At 46.2% G+C, this 22,373-nt stretch carries 25 protein-coding genes and 3 tRNA genes; 15 read left to right on the top strand and 13 right to left on the bottom strand.

From position 1 onward, the window contains the following. Positions 1-90: 90 nt before the first annotated feature. Positions 91-1,230, top strand: a complete 1,140-nt coding sequence (gene queG, locus LSG37_RS09825) for a tRNA epoxyqueuosine(34) reductase QueG (protein ID WP_233079707.1) — start codon at positions 91-93, stop codon at positions 1,228-1,230. Here the strand turns inward: queG and LSG37_RS09820 are convergent. The 6 genes from LSG37_RS09820 to orn all read right to left on the bottom strand — a co-directional run bounded on the left by LSG37_RS09820 (position 1,199) and on the right by orn (position 3,082). Further along, positions 1,199-1,402 carry a DUF1289 domain-containing protein gene (locus LSG37_RS09820; protein WP_233079706.1) on the bottom strand — a complete coding sequence of 68 codons (204 nt, stop codon included), beginning with the start codon at positions 1,400-1,402 and terminating at the stop codon, positions 1,199-1,201. The two genes, queG and LSG37_RS09820, sit on opposite strands and share 32 nt — an antisense overlap. Positions 1,403-1,444: 42 nt before the next feature. Then, positions 1,445-1,939, bottom strand: coding sequence for a DUF4442 domain-containing protein (locus LSG37_RS09815; RefSeq protein ID WP_233079705.1), 495 nt, complete (start codon positions 1,937-1,939; stop codon positions 1,445-1,447). 136 nt (positions 1,940-2,075) lie between these two features. Then, positions 2,076-2,146: transfer RNA gene (locus LSG37_RS09810), tRNA-OTHER, on the bottom strand. Between the two features lie 51 nt (positions 2,147-2,197). Continuing rightward, positions 2,198-2,273: transfer RNA gene (locus tag LSG37_RS09805), tRNA-Gly, on the bottom strand. Between the two features lie 53 nt (positions 2,274-2,326). Then, a tRNA-Gly gene (locus LSG37_RS09800) sits at positions 2,327-2,402 on the bottom strand. A gap of 128 nt (positions 2,403-2,530) precedes the next feature. After that, complete coding sequence (gene orn, locus LSG37_RS09795) at positions 2,531-3,082, bottom strand: oligoribonuclease (protein WP_233079704.1); 552 nt, start codon at positions 3,080-3,082, stop codon at positions 2,531-2,533. Positions 3,083-3,211: 129 nt separating this feature from the next. On the opposite strand from orn, the gene rsgA reads away from it, so the two are divergent. The 3 genes from rsgA (at position 3,212) to LSG37_RS09780 (ending at position 5,891) form a co-directional block, all read left to right on the top strand. Next, positions 3,212-4,255 carry a small ribosomal subunit biogenesis GTPase RsgA gene (rsgA, locus tag LSG37_RS09790; protein ID WP_233079703.1) on the top strand — a complete coding sequence of 348 codons (1,044 nt, stop codon included), beginning with the start codon at positions 3,212-3,214 and terminating at the stop codon, positions 4,253-4,255. Between the two features lie 14 nt (positions 4,256-4,269). Continuing rightward, on the top strand, positions 4,270-5,136 hold the full coding sequence (gene asd, locus LSG37_RS09785; protein ID WP_233079702.1) for an archaetidylserine decarboxylase: 867 nt from the start codon (positions 4,270-4,272) through the stop codon (positions 5,134-5,136). Positions 5,137-5,207: 71 nt separating this feature from the next. Continuing rightward, positions 5,208-5,891 carry a glycerophosphodiester phosphodiesterase gene (locus LSG37_RS09780; RefSeq protein ID WP_233079701.1) on the top strand — a complete coding sequence of 228 codons (684 nt, stop codon included), beginning with the start codon at positions 5,208-5,210 and terminating at the stop codon, positions 5,889-5,891. 15 nt (positions 5,892-5,906) lie between these two features. On the opposite strand, the gene LSG37_RS09775 is transcribed toward LSG37_RS09780, so the two are convergent. Next, positions 5,907-6,302: a MerC domain-containing protein gene (locus LSG37_RS09775; protein ID WP_233079700.1), complete on the bottom strand. Its 396-nt coding sequence runs from the start codon at positions 6,300-6,302 to the stop codon at positions 5,907-5,909. A gap of 164 nt (positions 6,303-6,466) precedes the next feature. Between LSG37_RS09775 and LSG37_RS09770 the strand changes: the two genes are divergently transcribed. Further along, the gene (locus LSG37_RS09770) at positions 6,467-6,775 is read left to right on the top strand and encodes a prephenate dehydrogenase (protein ID WP_233079699.1); all 309 of its coding nucleotides are present in this window, start codon (positions 6,467-6,469) and stop codon (positions 6,773-6,775) included. 83 nt (positions 6,776-6,858) lie between these two features. Further along, entirely contained in the window at positions 6,859-7,158 is a 300-nt protein-coding gene (locus tag LSG37_RS09765; protein ID WP_233079698.1) for a hypothetical protein, read from the top strand. Here LSG37_RS09765 and LSG37_RS09760 read toward each other — a convergent pair. Then, positions 7,151-7,678, bottom strand: coding sequence for a DUF3016 domain-containing protein (locus tag LSG37_RS09760; protein WP_233079697.1), 528 nt, complete (start codon positions 7,676-7,678; stop codon positions 7,151-7,153). The genes LSG37_RS09765 and LSG37_RS09760 overlap by 8 nt on opposite strands. Positions 7,679-7,988: 310 nt before the next feature. Beyond that, positions 7,989-9,821 carry a translational GTPase TypA gene (typA, locus tag LSG37_RS09755; protein WP_008899577.1) on the bottom strand — a complete coding sequence of 611 codons (1,833 nt, stop codon included), beginning with the start codon at positions 9,819-9,821 and terminating at the stop codon, positions 7,989-7,991. A 452-nt stretch (positions 9,822-10,273) separates the two neighbouring features. Here typA and glnA point away from each other — a divergent pair, with 452 nt between their 5' ends. The 4 genes from glnA to glnG all read left to right on the top strand — a co-directional run bounded on the left by glnA (position 10,274) and on the right by glnG (position 14,901). After that, the gene (gene glnA / locus LSG37_RS09750) at positions 10,274-11,683 is read left to right on the top strand and encodes a glutamate--ammonia ligase (protein WP_233079696.1); all 1,410 of its coding nucleotides are present in this window, start codon (positions 10,274-10,276) and stop codon (positions 11,681-11,683) included. Positions 11,684-11,811: 128 nt separating this feature from the next. Next, on the top strand, positions 11,812-12,339 hold the full coding sequence (locus LSG37_RS09745; protein WP_233079695.1) for a DUF4124 domain-containing protein: 528 nt from the start codon (positions 11,812-11,814) through the stop codon (positions 12,337-12,339). Positions 12,340-12,409: 70 nt separating this feature from the next. Continuing rightward, the gene (gene glnL, locus LSG37_RS09740; RefSeq protein ID WP_233079694.1) at positions 12,410-13,504 is read left to right on the top strand and encodes a nitrogen regulation protein NR(II); all 1,095 of its coding nucleotides are present in this window, start codon (positions 12,410-12,412) and stop codon (positions 13,502-13,504) included. Beyond that, a complete protein-coding gene (gene glnG, locus LSG37_RS09735; protein ID WP_233079693.1) occupies positions 13,492-14,901 on the top strand; it encodes a nitrogen regulation protein NR(I) in 1,410 nt (469 codons plus the stop codon). Before glnL ends, glnG begins: the two co-directional genes overlap by 13 nt. An 81-nt stretch (positions 14,902-14,982) precedes the next feature. On the opposite strand, the gene LSG37_RS09730 is transcribed toward glnG, so the two are convergent. Together LSG37_RS09730 and LSG37_RS09725 are read right to left on the bottom strand one after the other, a co-directional pair. Then, positions 14,983-15,675 carry a hypothetical protein gene (locus LSG37_RS09730; protein WP_233079692.1) on the bottom strand — a complete coding sequence of 231 codons (693 nt, stop codon included), beginning with the start codon at positions 15,673-15,675 and terminating at the stop codon, positions 14,983-14,985. Positions 15,676-15,815: 140 nt separating this feature from the next. Continuing rightward, positions 15,816-17,033, bottom strand: a complete 1,218-nt coding sequence (locus LSG37_RS09725) for a M24 family metallopeptidase (protein ID WP_269836543.1) — start codon at positions 17,031-17,033, stop codon at positions 15,816-15,818. 97 nt (positions 17,034-17,130) lie between these two features. On the opposite strand from LSG37_RS09725, the gene LSG37_RS09720 reads away from it, so the two are divergent. After that, complete coding sequence (locus tag LSG37_RS09720; RefSeq protein ID WP_233079690.1) at positions 17,131-17,547, top strand: LysR family transcriptional regulator; 417 nt, start codon at positions 17,131-17,133, stop codon at positions 17,545-17,547. Continuing rightward, complete coding sequence (locus tag LSG37_RS09715) at positions 17,439-18,020, top strand: LysR substrate-binding domain-containing protein (RefSeq protein WP_233079689.1); 582 nt, start codon at positions 17,439-17,441, stop codon at positions 18,018-18,020. Before LSG37_RS09720 ends, LSG37_RS09715 begins: the two co-directional genes overlap by 109 nt. A gap of 1 nt (position 18,021) precedes the next feature. Here LSG37_RS09715 and LSG37_RS09710 read toward each other — a convergent pair whose 3' ends face one another. Both LSG37_RS09710 and LSG37_RS09705 read right to left on the bottom strand, forming a co-directional pair. Next, a complete protein-coding gene (locus tag LSG37_RS09710) occupies positions 18,022-18,537 on the bottom strand; it encodes a hypothetical protein (protein ID WP_233079688.1) in 516 nt (171 codons plus the stop codon). Positions 18,538-18,691: 154 nt separating this feature from the next. After that, complete coding sequence (locus LSG37_RS09705; RefSeq protein WP_233079687.1) at positions 18,692-19,159, bottom strand: Spy/CpxP family protein refolding chaperone; 468 nt, start codon at positions 19,157-19,159, stop codon at positions 18,692-18,694. Between the two features lie 150 nt (positions 19,160-19,309). Here LSG37_RS09705 and LSG37_RS09700 point away from each other — a divergent pair, with 150 nt between their 5' ends. From LSG37_RS09700 to LSG37_RS09690, 3 genes are read left to right on the top strand one after another with little or no spacing between them, the layout of a single operon-like run. After that, positions 19,310-20,005, top strand: a complete 696-nt coding sequence (locus LSG37_RS09700; protein WP_233079686.1) for a response regulator transcription factor — start codon at positions 19,310-19,312, stop codon at positions 20,003-20,005. Next, positions 20,005-21,384 carry an ATP-binding protein gene (locus tag LSG37_RS09695; RefSeq protein ID WP_233079685.1) on the top strand — a complete coding sequence of 460 codons (1,380 nt, stop codon included), beginning with the start codon at positions 20,005-20,007 and terminating at the stop codon, positions 21,382-21,384. Before LSG37_RS09700 ends, LSG37_RS09695 begins: the two co-directional genes overlap by 1 nt. After that, positions 21,377-22,369: an alpha/beta fold hydrolase gene (locus tag LSG37_RS09690; protein ID WP_233079684.1), complete on the top strand. Its 993-nt coding sequence runs from the start codon at positions 21,377-21,379 to the stop codon at positions 22,367-22,369. Before LSG37_RS09695 ends, LSG37_RS09690 begins: the two co-directional genes overlap by 8 nt. The last annotated feature ends 4 nt before the right edge of the window (positions 22,370-22,373 follow it).

Here is a 22,373-nt window from a genome sequence, read left to right as displayed (position 1 = left end):
TTCTTTCTATAAAAGCATACCGGGTGGACAAAGCAAAAACCTGATTGGCTTTTATGCTAAAGTGCGCGGCGAAAATCAGCGGATCCTATTATGACCAGCAGCATCAATTGGCAGCATCTTGCAGAGCAAATAAAAGCCTGGGGCCAGCAACTTGGCTTCCAGCAGATAGGCATTACCGATACAGATTTAACATCGGAAGAAGCAAAATTGCAGCAATGGCTGGATGCCGGTTTTCATGGTGAAATGGAGTATATGGCCGCTCATGGCATGAAAAGAGCGCGTCCTGCCGAATTGCATCCCGGCACTATCCGGGTCATCAGTGCCCGAATGGATTACTTACCGGAGCATGCGCAGTTTGCAGCAAATCTGGCCGATCCTTCGATGGCTTATATTAGCCGTTATGCGCTGGGGCGGGATTACCATAAGCTCATTCGCAACCGCTTAAAACAACTGGGCGAACGTATTGAAAAAGAGTTAGGGGCTTTAGGTTTTCGGCCTTTTGTGGACTCAGCCCCTATTCTGGAGAGGCCACTTGCGGTTAAAGCAGGTTTAGGTTGGCAGGGAAAACACAGTCTGGTATTAAATCAGGAAGCAGGCTCCTGGTTTTTCCTCGGCGAGTTGTTGGTCGATATTCCTTTGCCTGTAGACGCTGTCCACACAGGTGACTGCGGCACTTGTGTCGCCTGTATTACAATTTGTCCCACTCAGGCCATAGTTGCGCCTTACACAGTGGACGCCAGACGCTGTATTTCTTATCTGACCATAGAGCTGCAAGGCGCTATTCCTGAAGAGTTCCGGCCTTTATTGGGCAACCGTATTTATGGCTGCGACGATTGCCAACTGGTGTGCCCTGTCAACAGAGCCGCTGATACGACACAAGAACAGGACTTTCAGCGCAGGCCACAGTGGCTGAATAAATCCTTGCTGGATTTATGGCACTGGACTGAAACTGAATTTTTAAAATACACCGAAGGTTCAGCCATTCGCCGAATAGGCTATCAACGCTGGCAACGTAATATAGCTGTGGCATTGGGTAATGCACCTTTTGATTTGGCCATTATTGAAGCCTTACAGCAACAACTGCCACAAAGTGATGAGTTGGTGTCAGAGCATATTCTGTGGGCTTTGCTACAACAGCAGAAAAAAAGCCTGCTGCAGCAGAATTTATTAAGTCGGCAAACCGACCGCTTAGTGCGGGTTATTCAGAAGGGGTTATCGCGGGACGCCTGAGGTCAAACTGAGGCTGAGCCTTAAGCCGCTGCTGCGCCTGCAGTAAGATGTCCAACTTCTGTGTGCGATCAGCCACATGCCAGTCTTTGATTTCCTGCAAAGTACGACCACAGCCTAAACAGACGTCAGAATGGTTTAAACAACAAATGCGGTTACAAGGTGATGCAGGCATAGAAGTCTCCGTTACTGGGTTAATCATAGCCTGCAATTGAGCTTATCGTCTCTGTTTTGGTACCCAGGCCCAGACAAACTCCGCAATCACAGGTTCCACATTCACCTCGTCGGTTATTTTCACCACAATAGTGATATCGCCTTTTTCGGTGTCACGAATAAACTGAATTTGCTCATCAGTTAAAGACGTAGTCGCGATCAACTTACCCGTTGCTCGTTTGACATAATTCAGCTGCATAGACTTTAACAGCGGAATACGATCATCGGCCACATGCAAACCCACTAAAAAACCACTGGCTGATTCGCCCAACAAGGCCATGGCAGCCGCATGCACAGAACCTATATGATTTTGTACCTTGGTTTTATTGGCCAGACTTAACTGCGCCTGCTGAAAATTGAGTACATCGACTTTGACCGAAGCGGTACCGGCAAACTTCACAGCTTTACCAAATAACAAGGTCAATAAAGGCGAGCGTAACCAGGGCGAGTAGTTATTGATTTTGGCAACATAACGTCCAAGTTTATTGATGGCTTTCATACTGGTCTTACCTGTGAGTTTTAGTCTGGCAAAGATAGCAGTAATAAAATCAGGCAGCAAGTTAGGTTCAAGGCGAAAAATTAAGTTGGAATGTAGAATAGAAGTGAAAAGGAATTTTATACATGAAATGGAAATTTGGAGCGGGCAACGAGGCTCGAACTCGTGACCTCGACCTTGGCAAGGTCGCGCTCCCACAAATATACCCGCACGGGTGAACTGTTTTGGCTATAAGGAGTTTTTACATGGATATTTTGAATTTGGAGCGGGCAACGAGGCTCGAACTCGTGACCTCGACCTTGGCAAGGTCGCGCTCTACCAACTGAGCTATGCCCGCTTAGGGGTATTACTGATTTTCTTCAAACTGGTTATTGGTGGACCAATTTGATTTGGAGCGGGCAACGAGGCTCGAACTCGTGACCTCGACCTTGGCAAGGTCGCGCTCTACCAACTGAGCTATGCCCGCATCCTGCTCTTAGTAAACATTGTTCTTTATGTTGGTTATAAAGAAGATTACTAAAAACACCGCTTCAATTGAATTTTCGTTCGAAGCGGCGCGCATTTTACAAAATTCTCTGCCCTTTGCAAGAGATTTTATTCAGGAATTTTGAAAAAATGTGTTTTATAAACTGCTAATTCAGCAATAGATTCCCGAATATCATCGAGAGCTAAATGACTTGATGACTTTTTAACCAGCTTAGTCACTTCAGGGCACCATCTTCTGGCCAACTCTTTCACAGTGCTGACATCCAGATTGCGGTAGTGGAAAAAGGCTTCAAATTCCGGCGCATACTTAACTAGAAAGCGTCTGTCCTGGCCAATGCTGTTGCCACACATAGGAGATTTGCCTGCAGGCACATAATCAGACAGGAAGCTGATGGTCTGCGCCATAGCGTCGGCTAATTCAACTTCACTTTCCAGGCAACGTTTGGTTAAACCGCTTTTGCCATGGGTTTCAGTGCACCATGCATCCATGCCGTCTAACACTTCTTTTGGTGTTTTAATGGCGAACACCGGGCCTTCAGCAAGGATATTTAACTGGCTGTCGGTCACTATAGTGGCCATTTCCAGAATCACATCTTTTTCCGGATCCAGACCTGTCATTTCCAGATCGATCCACACCAGATTATTGTCGTTGCTCGCCATGCTTAATACCTTTGATTATTTGCAGCCAGTTTTGCTGCTTTGTAACTTGCCCGAATAGCGGTATCATACTATGCCTTAAGCAAAGTAAAAACCGCCGCAGTCAGGCGACAGTAAAGGCACAAGGCCACAGTGACCAAAAAAAAGCATCTCAATCAACGCCAGCATCAACGTATAGCCGCCAATCAGGATCGTCGTTTAGCCCGGGCTCAGAATAAAACCAACAAAAAAGAGTTGGACTCTGACTTATTGGCTGAAGCCGAACATGGCTTAGTGATCAGTCGTTTTGGTCAACATGCCGATATTGAAGATAGCTCAGGCCAGATTTTCCGTTGCAATATCCGCCGCACCATCAACTCCTTAGTCACAGGTGACAAAGTCGTATTCTGCCGCACCAAAGTACCTGGTGGTGGCCCTGAAGGTGTAGTAGAAGCTGTCGCTGAACGTGAGTCTGTATTACTGCGCCCGGATTTTTATGATGGTTTAAAACCTGTAGCGGCCAATATAGATTTAATGATTATTGTCTCCGCCGTTTTACCTGCATTTTCGCTGAATATTGTCGACCGCTATTTAATAGCGGCCGAAGCTATGCATATCAAACCTTTGTTGCTGCTGAATAAAATTGATTTGTTAACGGAAGAACAACGCGCTGAAGTCGATCAGCAGTTGGCTATTTATCAAAACATTGGTTACGAGTTTTTATTACTGAGTGCCAAAACAGGTGAAGGCACAGCTCAGCTGGATTCTTACCTGAAACAAGGCGTCAGTATTTTTGTCGGTCAGTCTGGTGTAGGTAAATCATCATTAGTCAATAACCTGCTGCCTGAGCTGGGTGTAGAAACCCGCGCTGTGTCAGAAAACTCAGGTTTAGGCCAACACACGACAACCACAGCACGTTTGTATCACTTGCCGGATGGCGGCGATTTAATAGATTCACCCGGTATTCGCGAATTTGCCTTGTGGCATTTGGAACCAGAACAAATTGTTTTAGGTTTTCCGGAATTTAAAGACTGGCTGGGCCGCTGCAAATTCCGTGACTGTAAACATTTAAACGATCCGGGCTGCGCGCTGCAACATGCAGTCAGTATTGGTGAAATTCACCCGGAACGTTTTGCCAGTTATCATAAAATCCTGCTCAGTATGGCGCAGGACAAACCGAATTATTTTCAACCCTGAGGTTTAAATCCACCATGGATCAAGTCAAAATTGCATTGCAGTACGCAATGCCAAAGCATTTATTATCCCGTCTTGTTGGCTATCTGGCAGCGGCACGTCTTGGCTTTATCAGCCATGCGCTGATCAGCCTGTTTATCAAGGCCTATAAAATTAATATGGCCGAGGCCCAATTTGAAAAAGCGTCTGACTACGCCAGCTTTAACGAGTTTTTTACCCGTCCGTTAAAAGAAGGTTTACGCCCGATCACTACTGACGCTGACATTGTGTGTCAGCCAGTCGATGGCGCTATCAGTCAGTTGGGTGACATTGTGGACGGCAAGCTTATTCAGGCGAAGAACCACAACTACTCTCTGCAGGCTTTATTAGGCGGCGATGCGGCCACAGCAGCCCCTTACGCCGGTGGTAAGTTCGCGACTATTTATTTAGCACCAAAAGACTATCACCGTATTCATATGCCTGTAACAGGCACCTTACGTGAAATGATTTATGTACCAGGCGACTTGTTTTCTGTAAACCCACTAACCGCCGAAAACGTGCCGGATTTATTTGCCCGTAATGAGCGTGTAGTGGCAATTTTTGATACTGAGTTGGGCCCAATGGCACTGGTATTAGTAGGCGCAACTATAGTGGCCAGCATAGAAACTGTCTGGGCTGGTACTGTGACGCCACCTGCTGGTAAAGATGTGTTCCGCTGGACTTACCCTGCTACAGGGCCACAAGCTGTTACTTTGGAAAAAGGTGCAGAAATGGGCCGCTTTAAACTAGGATCCACAGTGATCCTGGCGTTCCAGGCCGGTCAGATTGAATTTACTGACAAGCAATATCCAACAGCGGTGACCCGTATGGGCGAGCCTTTTGCCGAGATAGTCTCCAAAGATTGATAGAATCAAGCAGAGCCTGGCTCTGCTTTTTTATTGCTATTAGTTTTTGTACAAGGCGACGGAGAATACACATGCAGATTATTGCACACCGTGGTGCCAGCGGGTTTTACCCGGAAAACACTTTACTGGCGATAGAACAAGCTCTGTTGGCGAATGCTGATGGTATTGAAATTGATGTGTTTTGTGTCGAAAACGAGTTAGTGGTGATCCATGACGAAAATGTCAATCGCACTACTAATGGCACAGGCTTGTTGCAGGATTTTACGCTCAAGCAATTACAGCAATTGGACGCAGGCTCTGGTCAACAGGTGCCGACTTTATGGCAAGTACTGCAACTGGTGAACAATCAGACGCTGCTGAATATTGAACTGAAAGGCGCAGACACAGCGAAACCATTACTGGAGCTGCTTAAAAAAGCTGAAACACAGCTGAATACAGATCCGCAAAAATTAGTGATATCTTCTTTTAATCACCATTTGCTTAAACAGGTTAAAAGCCAAAGAGCTGATTTAAAACTCGGCGCTTTAACAGCCTCATTACCGCTGGATTACGCCGCCTTTGCATCAGAGCTGGGGGCATGGTCAGTGAACTGTGATAAAGGTTTTATTAACCAGGAGATGGTACAGGACGCGCATCAACGTGGCTTAAAAGTTTTGGTGTATACAGTCAATGATGCTGATACAGCAAAAAAGATGCAGCAGTTGGGTGTGGATGGAATTTTTTGTAATTATCCGCAGCAAGCCAGAAGCTGGTAACAGCGTCAAAGAAGATCAGTGTTTATGGCTATCGCAGCTATGGCACTGATTACACAAACGTATATTTAAGATATGCGCCAGCACCACAAAAGATGCGCCGACAATCAGAATGTAATGTTCGTAGTCATGGCCAAAAATATCTTTTTGCCAGTAGATAAAACCACCTAAAAATAACGAATAAAAAGGATAAATCTTTTTGTGATAACGGTGGAAACCAGCAAACAAGGTAATAAAACCCAGCGCCATAGTGATCAGTAAAATAACCTGCTCAAAGGCATGGTTATGCCAGGCGCTTAAGCCTAACAGCGGTAATAAAGGCAATAATACAGGCAGCATAATGCAATGGATAGCGCACAAAGATGTGATGGCTATACCTACTTTATCCAACGTATTGCGAACCTGACTTAGCACGAATTGACACTCCGATTTTTAAGGAGTGAGATAATATAACAAATCAAAACAAAAACAAACCGCCTGCCTCAATCTTTCCCAATTCACAGAGAAAAGCTGCCCGGCTCAATCGGCATCTGGTGCAGGCTGTGGCATAATGCTGAAAATTTTTTGGAGACAAAATCATGGATCAATTACTGGAACAACTGGATCAAAACTTAAAAGATCTGTATCGCAAAGCTTTGGATGCCGACGCAGTTTTAGACGATATCCAGCAACAAGGTCATGGCAACTATCAGACTATTTTTGTGAACGATAAGAGTTTTCAGGTCAGCAGCAACAGATTCATGCCTTATTTAAGCGAAGCAGCTGAACAGGTTGCAGCTATGCGTCAAACTCAGCAGTTTAATACCGCCACCTTGCAGCGAGTAGTCAAACAAATTCAGCTATTACACAAAACCTTAGCTGAGTTCCGCCAGGTCATTACAAAATAGGTTATTTTTTAACCTTCTTATAAAAAACTATTCTAACGCAAAAAGGCCGTTGCACTACTCTAACAGAGGAGAAGGAGTACGCCATGGCCACTTTAACAACGTCATTAGACAGCATCAAACAGGAAGCTCGGCAATCAGCCTTGTCCGGCACTCCGTCGCGCCCTAATCCTGGATCTTTGCTCTCAAGGGAGCTGAAACCCACATTACAGCAAAACAAATTGCAGCAAACAATCTCCAGCTTGCCACAAGAGCAACCGCAGAAGGAAGAAACCCGACAGGATTCTATTCGGGTAACAAGCACTATAGGAAAAGCAGCCTCCAGTGGCCAGTTAAGCCGGGAGGAGGCCGTTGCCATTTACAGAGAAATTGCTAATCTCATTTAGCCGTTTTTTGCTGATGTGAAGCCACTACAGGTTTGATATTGTCTTTAAACCAACGCTCTAACATGACACGTTCAAACTCAAGAGCCTGATCCGCTCTGCTCGTACCAATTCTGCTCATGAAACTCATATCTTTTAATTTCAGATCTTTCTCTTCCATTACAACCGTCTTGTTTTGATCAAGCAGGGTATAACTGAAATTGATGCGTGGAATAAAGACCTCTTTGATCACACGGATTTGCTGACCTGTCTGAGTGAACATATGGTTCACATCACCTGCTAAATCTATATCTGTGACTACGATATCCCAGCTGTAACCTTCTGGTAATTCTTTTGCTAAGTCTGCAAACATTTTATCGAAGCTGGCCATAGTTCTTTTTTCATAGGCGCCACGGACTTCGTTAGCTGGTTTCATATCAGTAAACTTTTTATAGTCTTTGTATTCCACTTTTACTTCACCTGCCATTGCAGCACTCATGGCAAGTAGGGAAAGCATCACTACAGCTGATTTTATAAAACGCATAATACACCTCTTCTTTTTTGCACCTGACACACGAATACTTCAACAAAACAGATGGCAGATAACGCTGAATCAATGATCCACAATCTCTTATTCCACAGACATCACTATAGCCCAGTCTGTTCCTTTGTCTGAAGTGATTAATTGTGCCAAGACGTGTTCAGATGTAATACCTTGCTGACAAAGCCTGACAGTGAACCCATCAGTCCTTGTGCTGGTTTCTGATTGGTGCGCAATACAATGAACTTTTGTTGCCTGCTAAATGAAAAAAACCGCCCTGAGGCGGTTTTTATTTCAAACTAAACTAACTTAATTAACCGGCACGGCCAGCGCGTTTACGGTCGTTTTCAGTTAAGTGGCGTTTACGGATACGAATAGACGCAGGTGTTACTTCAACCAGTTCGTCGTCATCAATAAATTCCAGAGCCTGTTCTAAAGCGTAACGGATTGGCGGAACCAGGTTGATTGCTTCGTCAGTACCAGAAGCACGTACGTTAGTTAACTGTTTGCCTTTTAAGCAGTTTACAGTTAAGTCGTTGCTACGGCTGTGAATACCGATCACCTGACCTTCATACACTTCTTCAGCATGGCTGATGAACATACGACCACGTTCCTGCAAAGAGAAAATAGCGTAACCAGCAGCTTTACCCGTAGCGTTAGAAATTAATACACCGTTCATACGCTGACCGATAGTACCGCCTTTGTATGGACCGTAGCAGTCGAAGCTGTGGTACATCAGACCAGTACCTGAAGTTAGCGTCATAAACTCAGTACGGAAACCAATCAAACCACGGCTTGGCATGTTGAAATCCATACGGATACGGCCTTTACCATCTGGTTGCATGTTGGTCAGGTCAGCTTTACGCTCACCCATTTTTTCCATGATAGAACCCTGGTGCTGTTCTTCCACGTCAATGGTCACGTTTTCCATTGGTTCAGTTTTCACGCCATCTTCGACACGCATGATTACTTCAGGACGAGATACGGCCAGTTCAAAACCTTCACGACGCATGTTTTCGATTAACACGCCTAAGTGTAATTCACCACGGCCTGAAACTTTGAACTTGTCACCGTCTTCAGTTTCTTCAACACGTAAAGCTACGTTGTGTTTCAGTTCAGCATTTAAGCGATCTAAAATCTGACGTGAAGTAACAAATTTACCTTCTTTACCAGCAAACGGAGAGGTGTTGACCTGGAAGGTCATAGTCACTGTTGGTTCGTCTACTTGCAGAGCTGGCAATGGATCCAGGTTGTTTGGAGCACAAATGGTATCAGAGATTTTCAGCTCGCCTAAACCTGTGAACGCAACAATGTCACCTGCGTTAGCTTCAGTGGCTTCAATACGCTCCAGACCTAAGTAACCAAAAACCTGGCCGACTTTAGCGTTACGTTTATTGCCATCGGCACCAATCACTGTCACTTGCTGGTTAGGCTTTAATGTACCGCGTTTGATACGACCGATACCGATAATGCCTAAGTAGCTGGAGTAATCCAGCTGAGATACCTGAATTTGAGTATCACCGTTCAGTTCAACTTTTGGCGGAGCTACGTGCTCAACAATAGCTGCGAACAAATCGTTGATATCTGTTTTTGGCTCGTTGTAATCCAGAGTCGCCCAACCATTGATGGCTGATGCGTAAACGATAGGGAAATCTAACTGCTCGTCAGTTGCGCCTAAGTTGTCAAACAGATCGAATACCTGGTCAATAACCCAATCAGGACGTGCGCCCGGACGGTCAATTTTATTCACAACAACAATAGGCTTTAAACCGTGGGCAAAAGCTTTTTGAGTGACGAAACGCGTTTGTGGCATTGGGCCTTCAACAGCGTCAACTAATAACAATACAGAGTCAGCCATAGACAATACACGTTCAACTTCACCACCGAAATCGGCGTGACCTGGAGTGTCCAGAATGTTGATGTGGTAACCGTTCCAGCGTACTGAAGTATTTTTTGCCAAAATGGTTATACCGCGTTCGGATTCCTGGGCATTGGAGTCCATGACACGTTCCTGCAACTTGGCGCGGGCATCAAAAGTGCCTGACTGTTGCAGCAATTTGTCTACCAAAGTTGTTTTACCATGGTCAACGTGCGCGATAATGGCGACATTACGCAGTTTTTCGATCGCTGAAGCGGTTCCGCTCATTTATATTTCCTCTGTGGCACTAGCTGACCATAATCTTGACTACTAGGCATTGACTAAAAGTTGTTCGAATTCAAGGGCGCGTATTCTACTCTGTTTTTACGCAGAAAGAAAAAATAACTGTGATCTGCTGTGGCTTATTTTTACTCCACTGTAACTAAACGATGAATTTCAACGCTTTTCAATGACAACGGGATGAAACTTGCTATTTTAAGGCGTGTTTATTTGAAAAAGCACCAGGCTGGGGCTTTTGCATCACAATGAAGCAACATTGCACCAATATAATGCACAGGCATGAATCATTGCGGGGAAGCACAACTGAAAGTCGTTACAAATCAACATCATAAATCTTTGGCATAAGAATGGCATTACAAAGCGCAAAGCTTTGGCCTAAGCCAGCATTATAAAAACAGGTGCTTTATGGCACCCGTCAACAGCACAAACCGGAGGAATGCATGTCTGCATCTACAGTACTGAGTTTTATCAAAGAGAACGACGTAAGATTCGTTGATTTACGCTTTACAGATACCAAAGGTAAAGAACAACACGTGACTATTCCAGTCAGCCAGATCAACGAAGATTTCTTCGAAGACGGCAAAATGTTTGACGGTTCTTCTATTGCCGGCTGGAAAGGTATAAATGATTCAGACATGATCCTGATGCCTCAGGCAGACACCATGTTACTGGACCCTTTCTCTGAAGAAACTACAGTAAATATTACTTGTGACGTGATCGAACCAAGTACTATGCAAGGTTACGAGCGTTGCCCGCGTTCAATCGCTAAACGTGCTGAAGAGTACCTGAAGTCAACCGGTATTGCTGACACTGTATTGTTTGGACCTGAGCCAGAATGGTTCATGTTTGATGACGTGCGTTTCAAAAATACTATGTCTACAGCTTTCTTCGCTATCGACTCAGCTGAAGCAGCATGGAACTCAGACAAAGTATACGAAGGCGGTAATAAAGCTCACCGTCCTGGTATCAAAGGCGGTTACTTCCCGTTACCACCAGTAGATCAACACCACGATATCCGTAGCGCTATGTGTGTAGTGCTGGAAGAAATGGGTCAGGTGGTTGAAGCTCACCACCATGAAGTTGCAACTGCAGGTCAAAACGAAATAGCTACCCGTTTTAATACATTAACTAAAAAAGCTGACGAAACTCAGGTTTTAAAATACGTGATTCAAAACGTAGCTAACCTGTACGGCAAAACTGTAACCTTTATGCCAAAACCACTGGTTGGCGATAACGGTTCAGGTATGCACTGTCACCAGTCATTAGCAAAAGATGGTGTAAACCTGTTTGCTGGTGATAAATATGCTGGTTTGTCAGAAACTGCCCTGTACTACATCGGCGGTATCATCAAACATGCTAAATCAATCAATGCCTTCACTAACCCTTCTACTAACTCGTATAAGCGTTTAGTGCCACACTTTGAAGCTCCTGTTATGCTGGCTTACTCAGCCCGTAACCGTTCAGCTTCTATCCGTATCCCACTGGTACCAAGTGCTAAAGCACGTCGTATTGAAGTGCGTTTCCCGGATCCGGCAGCTAACCCTTACTTAGCTTTCGTAGCTCAGTTAATGGCTGGTTTAGATGGTATTCAGAACAAGATCCACCCAGGCGATGCCATGGACAAAGACTTGTATGACCTGCCACCAGAAGAAGAAGCACTGATCCCTCAGGTGTGTGGTTCTTTAGACGAAGCTCTGGATGCTTTAGATGCAAACCGCGCTATCTACACTAAAGGCGGCGTAATGTCTGACGCGATGATCGATGCCTACATCGAACTGAAACGTGCTGAAGCCAAACGTGTATCTGTTGCAGTGCACCCACTGGAATATGAACTGTACTACAGCGTTTAATTCATAGTTAACTCGCTGTTTTATACATCGAAACCCGCGCCTGTCGCGGGTTTTTCTTTGGCTGGAATTTGAGATCCATGCCCAGACGGATTAGAGTAAATACAGCTGCGACCATAATCCGGATTTACATGAACAAGCTGATGCTGTTTTTTGTTTTACTCTGCACCACTGCATTTTGCACCAACGCATTTGCGCAGCAGGTTTATGTCAGCGTCGATAAAAATGGCGTGCCACTGTATTCAGACAAAGCTGTTGCCGGTTCTAAAAAACTGGAATTAAAAGTATCTCTGCAAAGCCAACAGCCACAACAAGCCACTCAAATCGACCCACTGGCCTCTTTAACTGAGGAAGTTCCGCTTTACCAGTTGACGATATTGGCGCCTGCTCAAGAAGACAGCGTGATTTCCAACCAGGGCGAAGTGGTGGTGCAAAGCGATGTCAGCCCTGAACTTGCCGACCATCACAAGCTACGTTTAGTACTGGATAATAGTCACTACAGCCCCTTGCAGCAAAGCAGCAACTTCCGCTTGCTGGGAGTGGAACGGGGCGAACATCAACTCCGGTTACAAGCACTCGATCAAAACGGCAAGCTAATTGCAGAAAGTCCTGTCACAACCTTTTATTTACGTAAAACTACAATAGCTACACCAAAATAGTGCGTTTTGACGGTGATCCGTCCGATTTTACAGTACACTGTGAAATTAAAGCACCATTTTGGTGCAATAGGTGAGCGCAGTGACCCAACAACAAAAGACGATGGATTTTTCCACCACCGACTTTACCGATCAGCTCAGCACCGCCATATTGGTGCTGGATAGCCAGTTGCAGGTGCAGTATTTTAATACCGCCAGTTCAGCGATGTTTGGTGTGGGCGAAAAACGACTGGCGCAGCAGTATTTTTTTACCTTGTTTCAATACACAGATTTAACCTCCAGTTTCTTTTTAACAGCACTGCAAAACCGGCAGGGTTTTGGTATCAGCGATGTGCAGGCCGTGTTGCTGGATGGACGGCATATTCTGCTGGATGTCACAGTCAATCTAATTGAACAACCCCATTTAGCTTTGATGCTAGAACTACGTCAAGTGGATCAGCAACGCAAAATCAGTCTGGAAAGTTTGCAACAGCATCAGCATTTAGCAGCTCGTGAATTGATCCGCGGTTTAGCTCACGAAATTAAAAACCCTTTAGGTGGTTTGCGTGGTGCAGCTCAGTTGCTGGAAGAATCGTTGAATGAGGATCAAAAAGAATACACTCAGCTAATTATTGCCCAGGCGGACCGGTTACGTAATCTGGTCGACCGTTTGTTAGGTCCCTACAAAGCGCCGAGTAAAAAAATATCTAACGTGCATCAGGTACTGGAGCGCGTTAGTCAGTTGGCACAAATGGATAACCCTACTCATGTGCAGTTTGTGCGCGATTACGATCCGAGTATTCCGGACTTTTCCTTTGATCCTGAACTGATTGAACAGGCCTTATTAAATATTGTTGGCAACGCCCAGCAGGTGCTGACTGAAGGTGGCCAAATCACCTTACAAACCCGGATCTTAAATCAGCACACCATTCATGGCCGTCGCCATCGTTTAGTGGCTGCCATTAAAGTCATAGACAATGGTCCTGGTATTCCACCTGAAATTAAAGACACCTTATTTTTCCCTATGGTCACAGGCAAACCTGGTGGTACAGGCCTTGGTTTGTCGATAGCTCAAACCCTGATCCATCAACATGGTGGCTGGATTGACTGCGAAAGCTGGCCCGGGCAAACCGCTTTTACTTTGTATTTACCGCTCAATAACTCTGGAGAAGAAGAATGCAGCAAGTAGTCTGGATTATTGATGATGACAACTCGATCCGCTGGGTATTGGAAAAGGCGTTAGCCAGGGCTGATATTGCCTGCGAAAGCTATGCTTCGGCCGATTTAATGTTGCAACGTCTGCAGTATGAACAACCTACAGTAGTGGTATCCGACATCCGGATGCCAGGCACTGATGGTATGGCGCTGTTGACCAAGTTGCAGGAATTATCCCCCGAGTTGCCTGTAATTATTATGACTGCACACTCCGACCTGGACAGTGCAGTCAACGCCTTTAAAAAAGGCGCTTTTGAATACCTGCCCAAGCCTTTTGATATTAATGAAGCTGTGTCGCTTATTCAGCGTGCTTTGGCTCATAGTCAGGCCAAACAGCCAAAACAACAGGCTGTAGTGCAAACTGAAGTGCCGGAAATTATTGGCGAAGCTCCTGCTATGCAGGAAGTGTTTCGCGCCATTGGTCGCTTATCGCGTTCCAGTATCAGCGTGCTGATTAATGGCCAGTCAGGCACTGGTAAAGAATTGGTGGCTCATGCGCTGCATAAACACAGCCCGCGCTCAGAGCAACCTTTTATCGCGCTGAATATGGCGGCTATTCCAAAAGATTTGATTGAGTCTGAGCTGTTTGGCCATGAAAAAGGCGCTTTTACCGGTGCGGCCAATTTGCGTAAAGGCCGCTTTGAGCAAGCCGATGGCGGCACTTTATTCCTGGATGAAATTGGCGATATGCCACTGGATGTGCAAACCCGTTTATTAAGGGTATTGGCTGACGGTCAGTTTTATCGGGTCGGTGGTCATCAGGGCATTAGCGTGGATGTACGTATTATTGCAGCTACTCACCAGAATCTGGAGGTGCTGGTAGCTGAAGGTAAATTCCGCGAAGACTTGTTTCACCGTCTGAACGTGATCCGTATTCAAATTCCGGCATTAAAAGATCGCAAACAGGATATTCCCAAACTGGCCCAGCATTTCCTGCAACAGGCAGCCCGTGAGCTGAATGTTGAAGCGAAAAGCTTGGCTAGTGAAACTGAGAAGTTTTTAGCTCAGCTCGACTGGCCAGGTAACGTACGCCAATTGGAAAACAGCTGTCGCTGGTTAACAGTCATGGCCAGTGGCAAACAAGTACTGTTATCCGACTTACCGCCAGAACTTACCAGTGCGCCAAAAGTGATGATAAGTTCCACAGCTGGCGGCCAACAAAGCTGGCAAGACGCTTTAGCCGCCTGGGTCAGTCAGAAACTCAATGCCGGTGAGGAAAACATTCTGGCTGAAGCAGGACCTGAATTTGAAAAAATTGTGCTGCAACAGGCGTTGCATTATACCCATGGCCACAAACAAGATGCGGCTAAACGTTTAGGCTGGGGTCGTAATACCTTAACCCGTAAATTGAAAGAGCTGAATATGGAGTAGGAGAGCTTCTACTTCCCTGCCATAAAAAAACCAGCCAGATGGCACATCATTCCATCTGGCCGGCAGGAAACTGAATTGCGTTCAAAAAGGTTCGAGCGCAACTTCTATGCTTTTGTAATACAGCGAAGTTAAGCCTTCGTAGCCAGAATCTGTACCAACAAAGACCCAGACCCTGCCCTGTCCATCACTGTACAAAGGAATGCGCTGACTGGTTGTGGTTTGAACTGTTTTTTCGGCAAATACAGAGCCATCGCAGGCAGCGCCTTGGGCGGCAACATCACCTATCACTTTGGCATGACTGCCTGATTGTGACTGCTGACCTTTGTCCAGATTTAAATAGTAACCTTCTTGTTTTGGTTCTTTGTCACCGTAACCAAACTTCAGATAAACACTTTCACCTGGTGCGCCCCCTACTCCGACACAATTGACACCCGCATTGGATAAAAAGGTCAGTCGTACTCTGGCGTAATATTTAGTTGAAGGTTCAAGCCCGGAAAACTGGTTTTTCAGGAACATAAACAAATCATCACTGCGATTCATACCAGACAGGTAGAAGCCTTTAGTCGATGCCTCACCCGGCAAAGTGCGGATACCGGACTCCAACTGGTAAATAACAGCGTTGTCGGCAGGATAATCAGAAAAGCCTGCACTCCAGCCCTGAGCTCCGGAGTTGAAATTAAAATTGTAGGCTTTGTCCTTACCGGATATCAGCTCCACATCACAGCCTGAAAGGAACAACCAGCTACAACCAGCTACAAAGGCTAAACGCTTCATCAGAGATCTCCTTAAGTTGTGCTTAGTCTAAGAACAACTGGAAAAAACCCTGTGACCATTTGTAATGGTTAGGTTGGCAAAAGTTACCGGATACAACCAAAGGTAAAACCAGCCGTCAGATACGGCTGGTTTGTTTGGGCTTAAGCGAAAGGTTGATCAATACTGACGGAGGGTTGTGTAAACCAGCGAGGACCAGCAGCTGTCATATAAAAATGATCTTCCAGCCGTACACCAAACTCACCCGGCACACAGATCATAGGTTCGTTACTGAAACACATACCTGGCGCCAATAAAGTATGTTCATTACGCACCAAATAGGGGCCTTCATGAATATCCATGCCAATGCCATGGCCAGTTCTGTGCGGTAAACCCGGCAGTGCATAATCCGGCCCTAAGCCATGAGCTTCCAATACTTGGCGCGCAGCTGCATCCACCAGACCACAAGCCATACCCAACTTTGCTGCGCTAAAAGCAGCAGCCTGAGCCGCTTTTTCTACAGCCCAGATTTCACGCTGACGATCAGAGGGCGTGCCAAAGACATAACTACGAGTAATATCAGAGACATAACCCAACAAACGACAGCCAGTATCAATCAATACCATATCGCCAGCTTCAAGGCTTTTAGGTGTTTTCACGCCATGTGGGTAAGCTGAATCAGGACCAAACAATACGATACAAAAATAGGATCCACTGGCTCCTACTTTACGATGTGCTTCGTTGATAAAAGCTTCTACTTCAGTGGTACTGATGCCTTCATACAAGATACTGGCGACGGCTTGATGCACTGCCAGTGTCATATCCATAGCCCGTTGCATAATAGCGAGTTCTGCCTCTGACTTTTGCGCCCTGCAGCCCTGAGTAATGACTTTACCACTGACTATCTGCTGCTGTGGATTGGCCTGACGTAAGCCTTCAAAAATGAAAAATGCGCTGCTGTCATCCAAAGCCAGCACAGGATCTGCTTTATGACAAATGCGTTTGACGCTATCAAGCAGCAATTGATAGGGGTTTTCGTGCTCTTGCCAGCCCAGCACTTCGCCCTGTACCACCTGAAAACCGCTGAGCGTAGGAATTTCAAACACAGGGCTGATATACAGCAGTTCACCTTCAGCCGGTCCTTCTGCAAATAGCAGGGCCCCCACTAACCTTTCGCTGGCATACCAAACCGTGCCTGTGAAGTAACTTAAATTAGTGCCGGCATTCAGATACAACACATCGATGCCGTGCTGACGCATCAACTGCTGAGCCATTTTGATCCGAGCCTGGTATTCCGCCAGCCCTATAGGCTGCACACCCGCCGTCATTGGGCTTAAGCTGTCCAGCGCCTGTTGTTTGGTTTGACCACCTATCTGACTCATCATCTACTCCGGTTTTCAACTGATGTGCTGAGTATGCGACTGTGATTACATGAATTAAAATGATATAAACTCAACAACCCATGAATTGAGTTCATCTATGTTACCTCCACTGAAAGCACTGCAGGCCTTTGAAGCCACTGCACGACTAAAAAGCTTCAGCAAAGCCGCAGAACAGCTGTTTGTCACACAAAGCGCCATCAGTCATCAGGTGAAACTGTTGGAAGACTTTATCGGCCAGCCTTTGTTGCTGCGGCAAAACAAAAGCGTAGAGCTGACCCAGTCTGGCGATATGCTGTATTCCGTAGTGCGGGATTGTTTTGTCCGGCTGAACTCTGTCACTCAGCATTTATTAAATCAGCCTCCTGTGCAGTTAAAAATTCTGGCACAAACTTCTATTGCAGTGGAATGGCTGGCCCCCGACTGGAATTATTTAAACAGCGTTATCCTAACCTGGACACCTTATTGGATATGGCGTCTATGGCGCACCATGCCGATGCAGAGCAGTACGATATGATCCTGGGCACCTGGCCCGCCCCTGCTGGCTTTGTCAGTCAGCAATTACGCACAGAGTTTTGGTACCCGGTTTGTGCGCCGGCACAGTTTCAGTTATTAACTGGCGCAGAAGCAGCAGAGCTACTGGATTACCCGCTGTATAGCTCGGAAACAGGCGAAGACTGGCAGTTATGGTGTCAGCATCAACAGCTGCGCAGCCCTGCGGCTTTGCAATTGCGTTATGTCAATCTGGCGTTATTGGCAACAAAAGCCGTCAGTTGTGGCAGCGGCTTTGCTTTGTCGAATGATTTTATTGCCGGACCTGCAGTAGCCGCAGGCCAGCTGATTGCCTTGCGTCAGTTTAGTTATCAGTTGCCCTGGGGCCAGTATCAGTTGCATTACAAAGCCGACAGTGTGCAAGCTACTGCTGTAGAGCAGTTTATTCAATGGCTGACGGAACAACTTCAGCCACAAGTTGTTCCGAATCCAGCTTGATTTAGTATTCAGTGCGCTGCGCGTAGGCGCGCCAGAACATCACACCACAAACCAAAAACATAAAAGCCAGCACCAGCGGCAGACTGTTCCATTTTTGCATCACAATGATGTTGTCTTCTGGCCACAACAACTTTTTATTGGTCGCCGAAGAGCGGATGCCATGGATTAAAAAGTCACCTACTTTATTTTCAATAAAAAATATCAGCTGGTTTTCTCTGTTTAAAAAGCCGTACAACTGCTGGGTATTGTCGCAGTCCTGTCTGCCTTGCAGAGGTAACCATTCGGTCGACAAGCTGCTTTTTAAATAAATAGTACCTTTACCGCCTAAATCGGCATCGCAATTCATACCACTTAGTACGGCAGGAACCTGCAACAAATCGGAGCCATCACTTTGCACCGTGTATTTAGGAAACCAGACAAAAACGGCCACCGCGATAGCTGCAAGCAAAAAACTGAACACACCGCTCCACTTTAAACGCCGCAAACTCCAGTTCAGATACGACAGGCTCTTTTTCATCGGTTTACCCCCACAATGTAAAAACCGCTAAGGTAGCAGTGTCGTGGGTTTTAGGAAAGCGGAAAACTATCCTGTGTCTGATCTGCAAACTGCTCTCCTTCCCATAAAAAAACGGCAGCCTGTTAAACAGACTGCCGTTTTCTAAGACTACAACTTAAGACTTGGCTTCAGCTCTGGCTTCTGCCTTTGCTTTGGCTTTTTCCTGCCATTTCTGTTGGCGCTCTGCCTGTTTAGCTTTTTGCTCAACCGTCAGTACCTGGTTGATCTCAAACTGTAATTTGGCGCGGGCCACTTCGTGATCCAGTCTGTCTTTTTGTTTGGACTCTAATAAAGCCCGTACCGCTGCTTCATCAAAACTATCCGCTTGTACCAAGGCTTTTAACTGATCCATTTCTGGTTTCGCTTCACCACGTTTTGGCATAGTGGCGCGGTGTTGTTCCATCAGAGTTTTAATCTGAGCTTTTTGCGCTTCGGTTAAATCCAGGCCTTTTAAGGCTTTCATATGGAAGCCGGCTGCCGGGCCATGGCCTTGATGACCACGTTCAGGACCTGCAAAGCTGCTGATGCTGGTTGCGGCAACTAAACCACTGAATAATAATGCAATCACTGTAGAATGTTTCATAGTGTCTTTCCTCGTTTGGGCTGTATTGCGACAGTGATAGCTTACGACACTGAATGCAAAGCAGCGCAAAGCCAACGTAAAGGTTGTGTAAAGGACTGCAACAAGATGGCCTTGTCTTTTACACTGGCAAAAAAACAGCCCGGAGCTGAAATGACTTCTATATTGATGATTGATGATGATGTAGCTCTGACCCAACTGGTGGCGGAATACCTGCAGCTGGATGGTTATCAGTTTACTGCTGTGCATCAGGGGCCTGAAGGTCTTGAACTTGCCAAATCCAACGCCTTTCAATTGGTATTGTTAGATATTATGTTGCCCGGCATGGACGGTTTAACAGTGCTGAAGCAGTTACGCCAGCATAGCTACTGCCCTGTGTTGATGCTCACAGCCCGGGGGGATGAAATTGACCGGGTGGTTGGCCTGGAGCTGGGCGCTGATGATTATCTGGCGAAACCTTTTAGCCCAAGAGAGCTGGTGGCGCGCATTAAAGCTATTTTGCGCCGGGTCGAGTTGGTGCAACAACAGCAGCAACCTCAAGCCAGTTCTTTGCAGGTGAATCAGTTGAAACTCGATAGCGCCAAACGCCAAATCTGTGTGCTGGATAACCCTTTGGTATTAACAGCCACCGAATATCAAATTCTTGAGCTATTGATGCGCCATGCGGGTGATGTGGTCAGTAAAGAAGATTTAAGCCAATTGGCTTTAGGGAAAAGATTGCAGCTGTACGATCGCAGCCTGGATATGCATATCAGTAATATCCGCAAAAAAATTGCTCAGTATGATGAAGGTGAAAAAATTCAGACCTTAAGAGGCTTAGGTTATCTGTTACTTCAGGGTGAGAACTGATGAACTGGTCGCGCTGTAACCCGGTGAATTATCTGGCGGGCCGCATATTTTTATGGTTCTGGCTGGTATTGTCTGTGGCTGTAGCTGGCGCTATTTTACTGGCCAGAGGTTGGCCTGAACAAACGGAAATACGGCGTTTACCCCACCCTGTGGCTGAACAATTCAGGCATCTGAAAGAACATTTTCAACCAATTGCCAATCTCACCCGATTACAACAGGATTTGGAACGCAAATACAAAGGCCGCTGGCTGATGGTCGATGTAGACAATAATCAGTTGCTGAATCCGGAGGCTCTACCGAAAAACTTCGACCCGAACTGGTTGACTGAGCTATCGCAACTCAACAGGCCCCGTATGCTGGTGTATAAAAATACTTTTGTGATGGGGCCATTAGTGATCGTGGCTTCGGATAAAAATGTCGCCTTATTTCAGCTAAAACAACGGCCAGAACAAGCCTGGTGGCAACTGCATGCATTACCGGAAGGCTTTTTGCTGATATTGTTGCTGGCCGTATCTGCCGTCGCCAGCTTAATTCTGGCCTTGTCCATTACCCGACCTTTGCGTGAACTAAGTAGCAGCCATTTAAAATTTGCTCAAGGTGAGCTGGACAACAGGGTAACAGCGCTGGCTGCGCGTAAAGATGAACTGGGCGATTTAGGCCGGGGCTTTAATACCATGGCCGCTCAGATAGAAAACCTGATCCATAACCAGCAGCGTTTATTGCGGGATGTGTCGCATGAGCTCCGATCTCCGCTCACCCGCTCACAACTGGCGCTGGCGTTGCAGCAACGACAAGGTGATCATCCTCAGTTACAACGTATTGAAATGGAATTGAAGTTGCTCGATCAACTGCTGGACGAACTCTTAACCTTCAGCCGACTGGACGCAGGTCAATACCCTCTGGAAAAACAGCAACTGGATTTAACTGAGTTGCTCAATGCCATTATTGAACTGAATCAGCTCGAAGCCGACGCTAAACAACAGCAGGTCCATCTGAATGCGCCTGAAGAGTGCTGGCTGGATGCCGATCAACGTTTATTAGGCCGTGCTATTGAAAACGTACTGCGTAATGCCATTAAATACAGCCCGGAGCAAAGCCTGATTTTATGCACACTCAAGCAGCACGAACAGCAGCTGGAGTTACTGATCCAGGATCAGGGACCAGGCGTGCCAGCAGAGAGCTTATCGCAAATTTTTGCACCTTTTTACCGGGTATCCGCAGTGCGTGAACACCAGAATGGCACAGGCCTTGGTTTGGCTATTGCAGCTTCAGCCATACGGCAACATCAGGGCAGCATTAGTGCTACAGTGCCTGAAACCGGTGGTTTAGTGATCCGTATTCTGTTACCCCTGCACAACGAAGGACGGCCCTTTGCCTGATACAAAGATTCAACCTCTGTCTGCCAGTTTTACTGAAGAACAACTGGCATCTGCATTGCCTTTGCTACAGCAATTCTGGCGACAAGGCCAGCATCAGTCTTTTTTGAGTTTTGATCAAACCCGGCTTTGTTACAGCAGTTTTCGCCATCCAGCGCCCAGAGCTGAAATAGTGCTGTCACCCGGACGGATTGAAGCCAGCCAGAAGTATCAGGAATTCTGTTTTGATTTATATCAGGCCGGTTTTACTGTGCATCTGATTGATCACAGAGGTCAGGGTTTGTCAGATAGAATAAACCCGGATCGGCATTTAGGCGACGTGGTTGATTTTCAGCATTATGTGCAGGATTTTGCGCTCTGGTTACAGTGTCATATTCTGCCGCAGCAGCAGGCACCTTTGCTGGGGCTGGCTCATTCAATGGGCAGCGCCATTTTATGCCGTTATCTGCAGCAATATGCACAGCATGGGCTGATTGGGGCTGTGTATTGCTCCCCTATGTTTGGTATAAGAAGTCATCCTTTACCAAAAGCAATAGCTGAGCCTTTTGCCCAGCTGATGGCTAGACTAAACAGGCTATGTAGCAGCCAAAATTGGTATTTCCCGGGCCAAAGCCGCTATAAAGACAGGCCATTTACCGGCAATCATCTGACACACAGCCAGGTGCGTTATCAGCAGTTTCGGCAGATGTATCTTGAGCAGCCTGAACTGCAATTAGGCGGAGTGTCCTGCCGTTGGTTGACCCAGGCTTTGCTTGCTATTGAAGAGTTACAACAAGCACCGGCTTTGTCTTTACCTCAACTGATTATTCAGGCGACTGCAGACCCGGTAGTGGATAATGAACAACAACAGCGCTATCAACAAAAACATCCGTCCGCTGAGTTAGTAAAGATTGAAGGCGCCTTGCACGAAATTATTTTTGAAAGCGATGCACTGCGTGACCAGTTGTTCAGAGCGCTAAATAGGTTTTTTCTTCAAGTTGGACTATGAATAT

Source organism: Rheinheimera soli (assembly GCF_021290985.1).
Classification (GTDB): domain Bacteria; phylum Pseudomonadota; class Gammaproteobacteria; order Enterobacterales; family Alteromonadaceae; genus Pararheinheimera; species Pararheinheimera soli.
The sequence above is the reverse complement of the archived record's forward strand: the minus strand, read 5'-3'. Positions and strand labels throughout refer to the sequence as shown.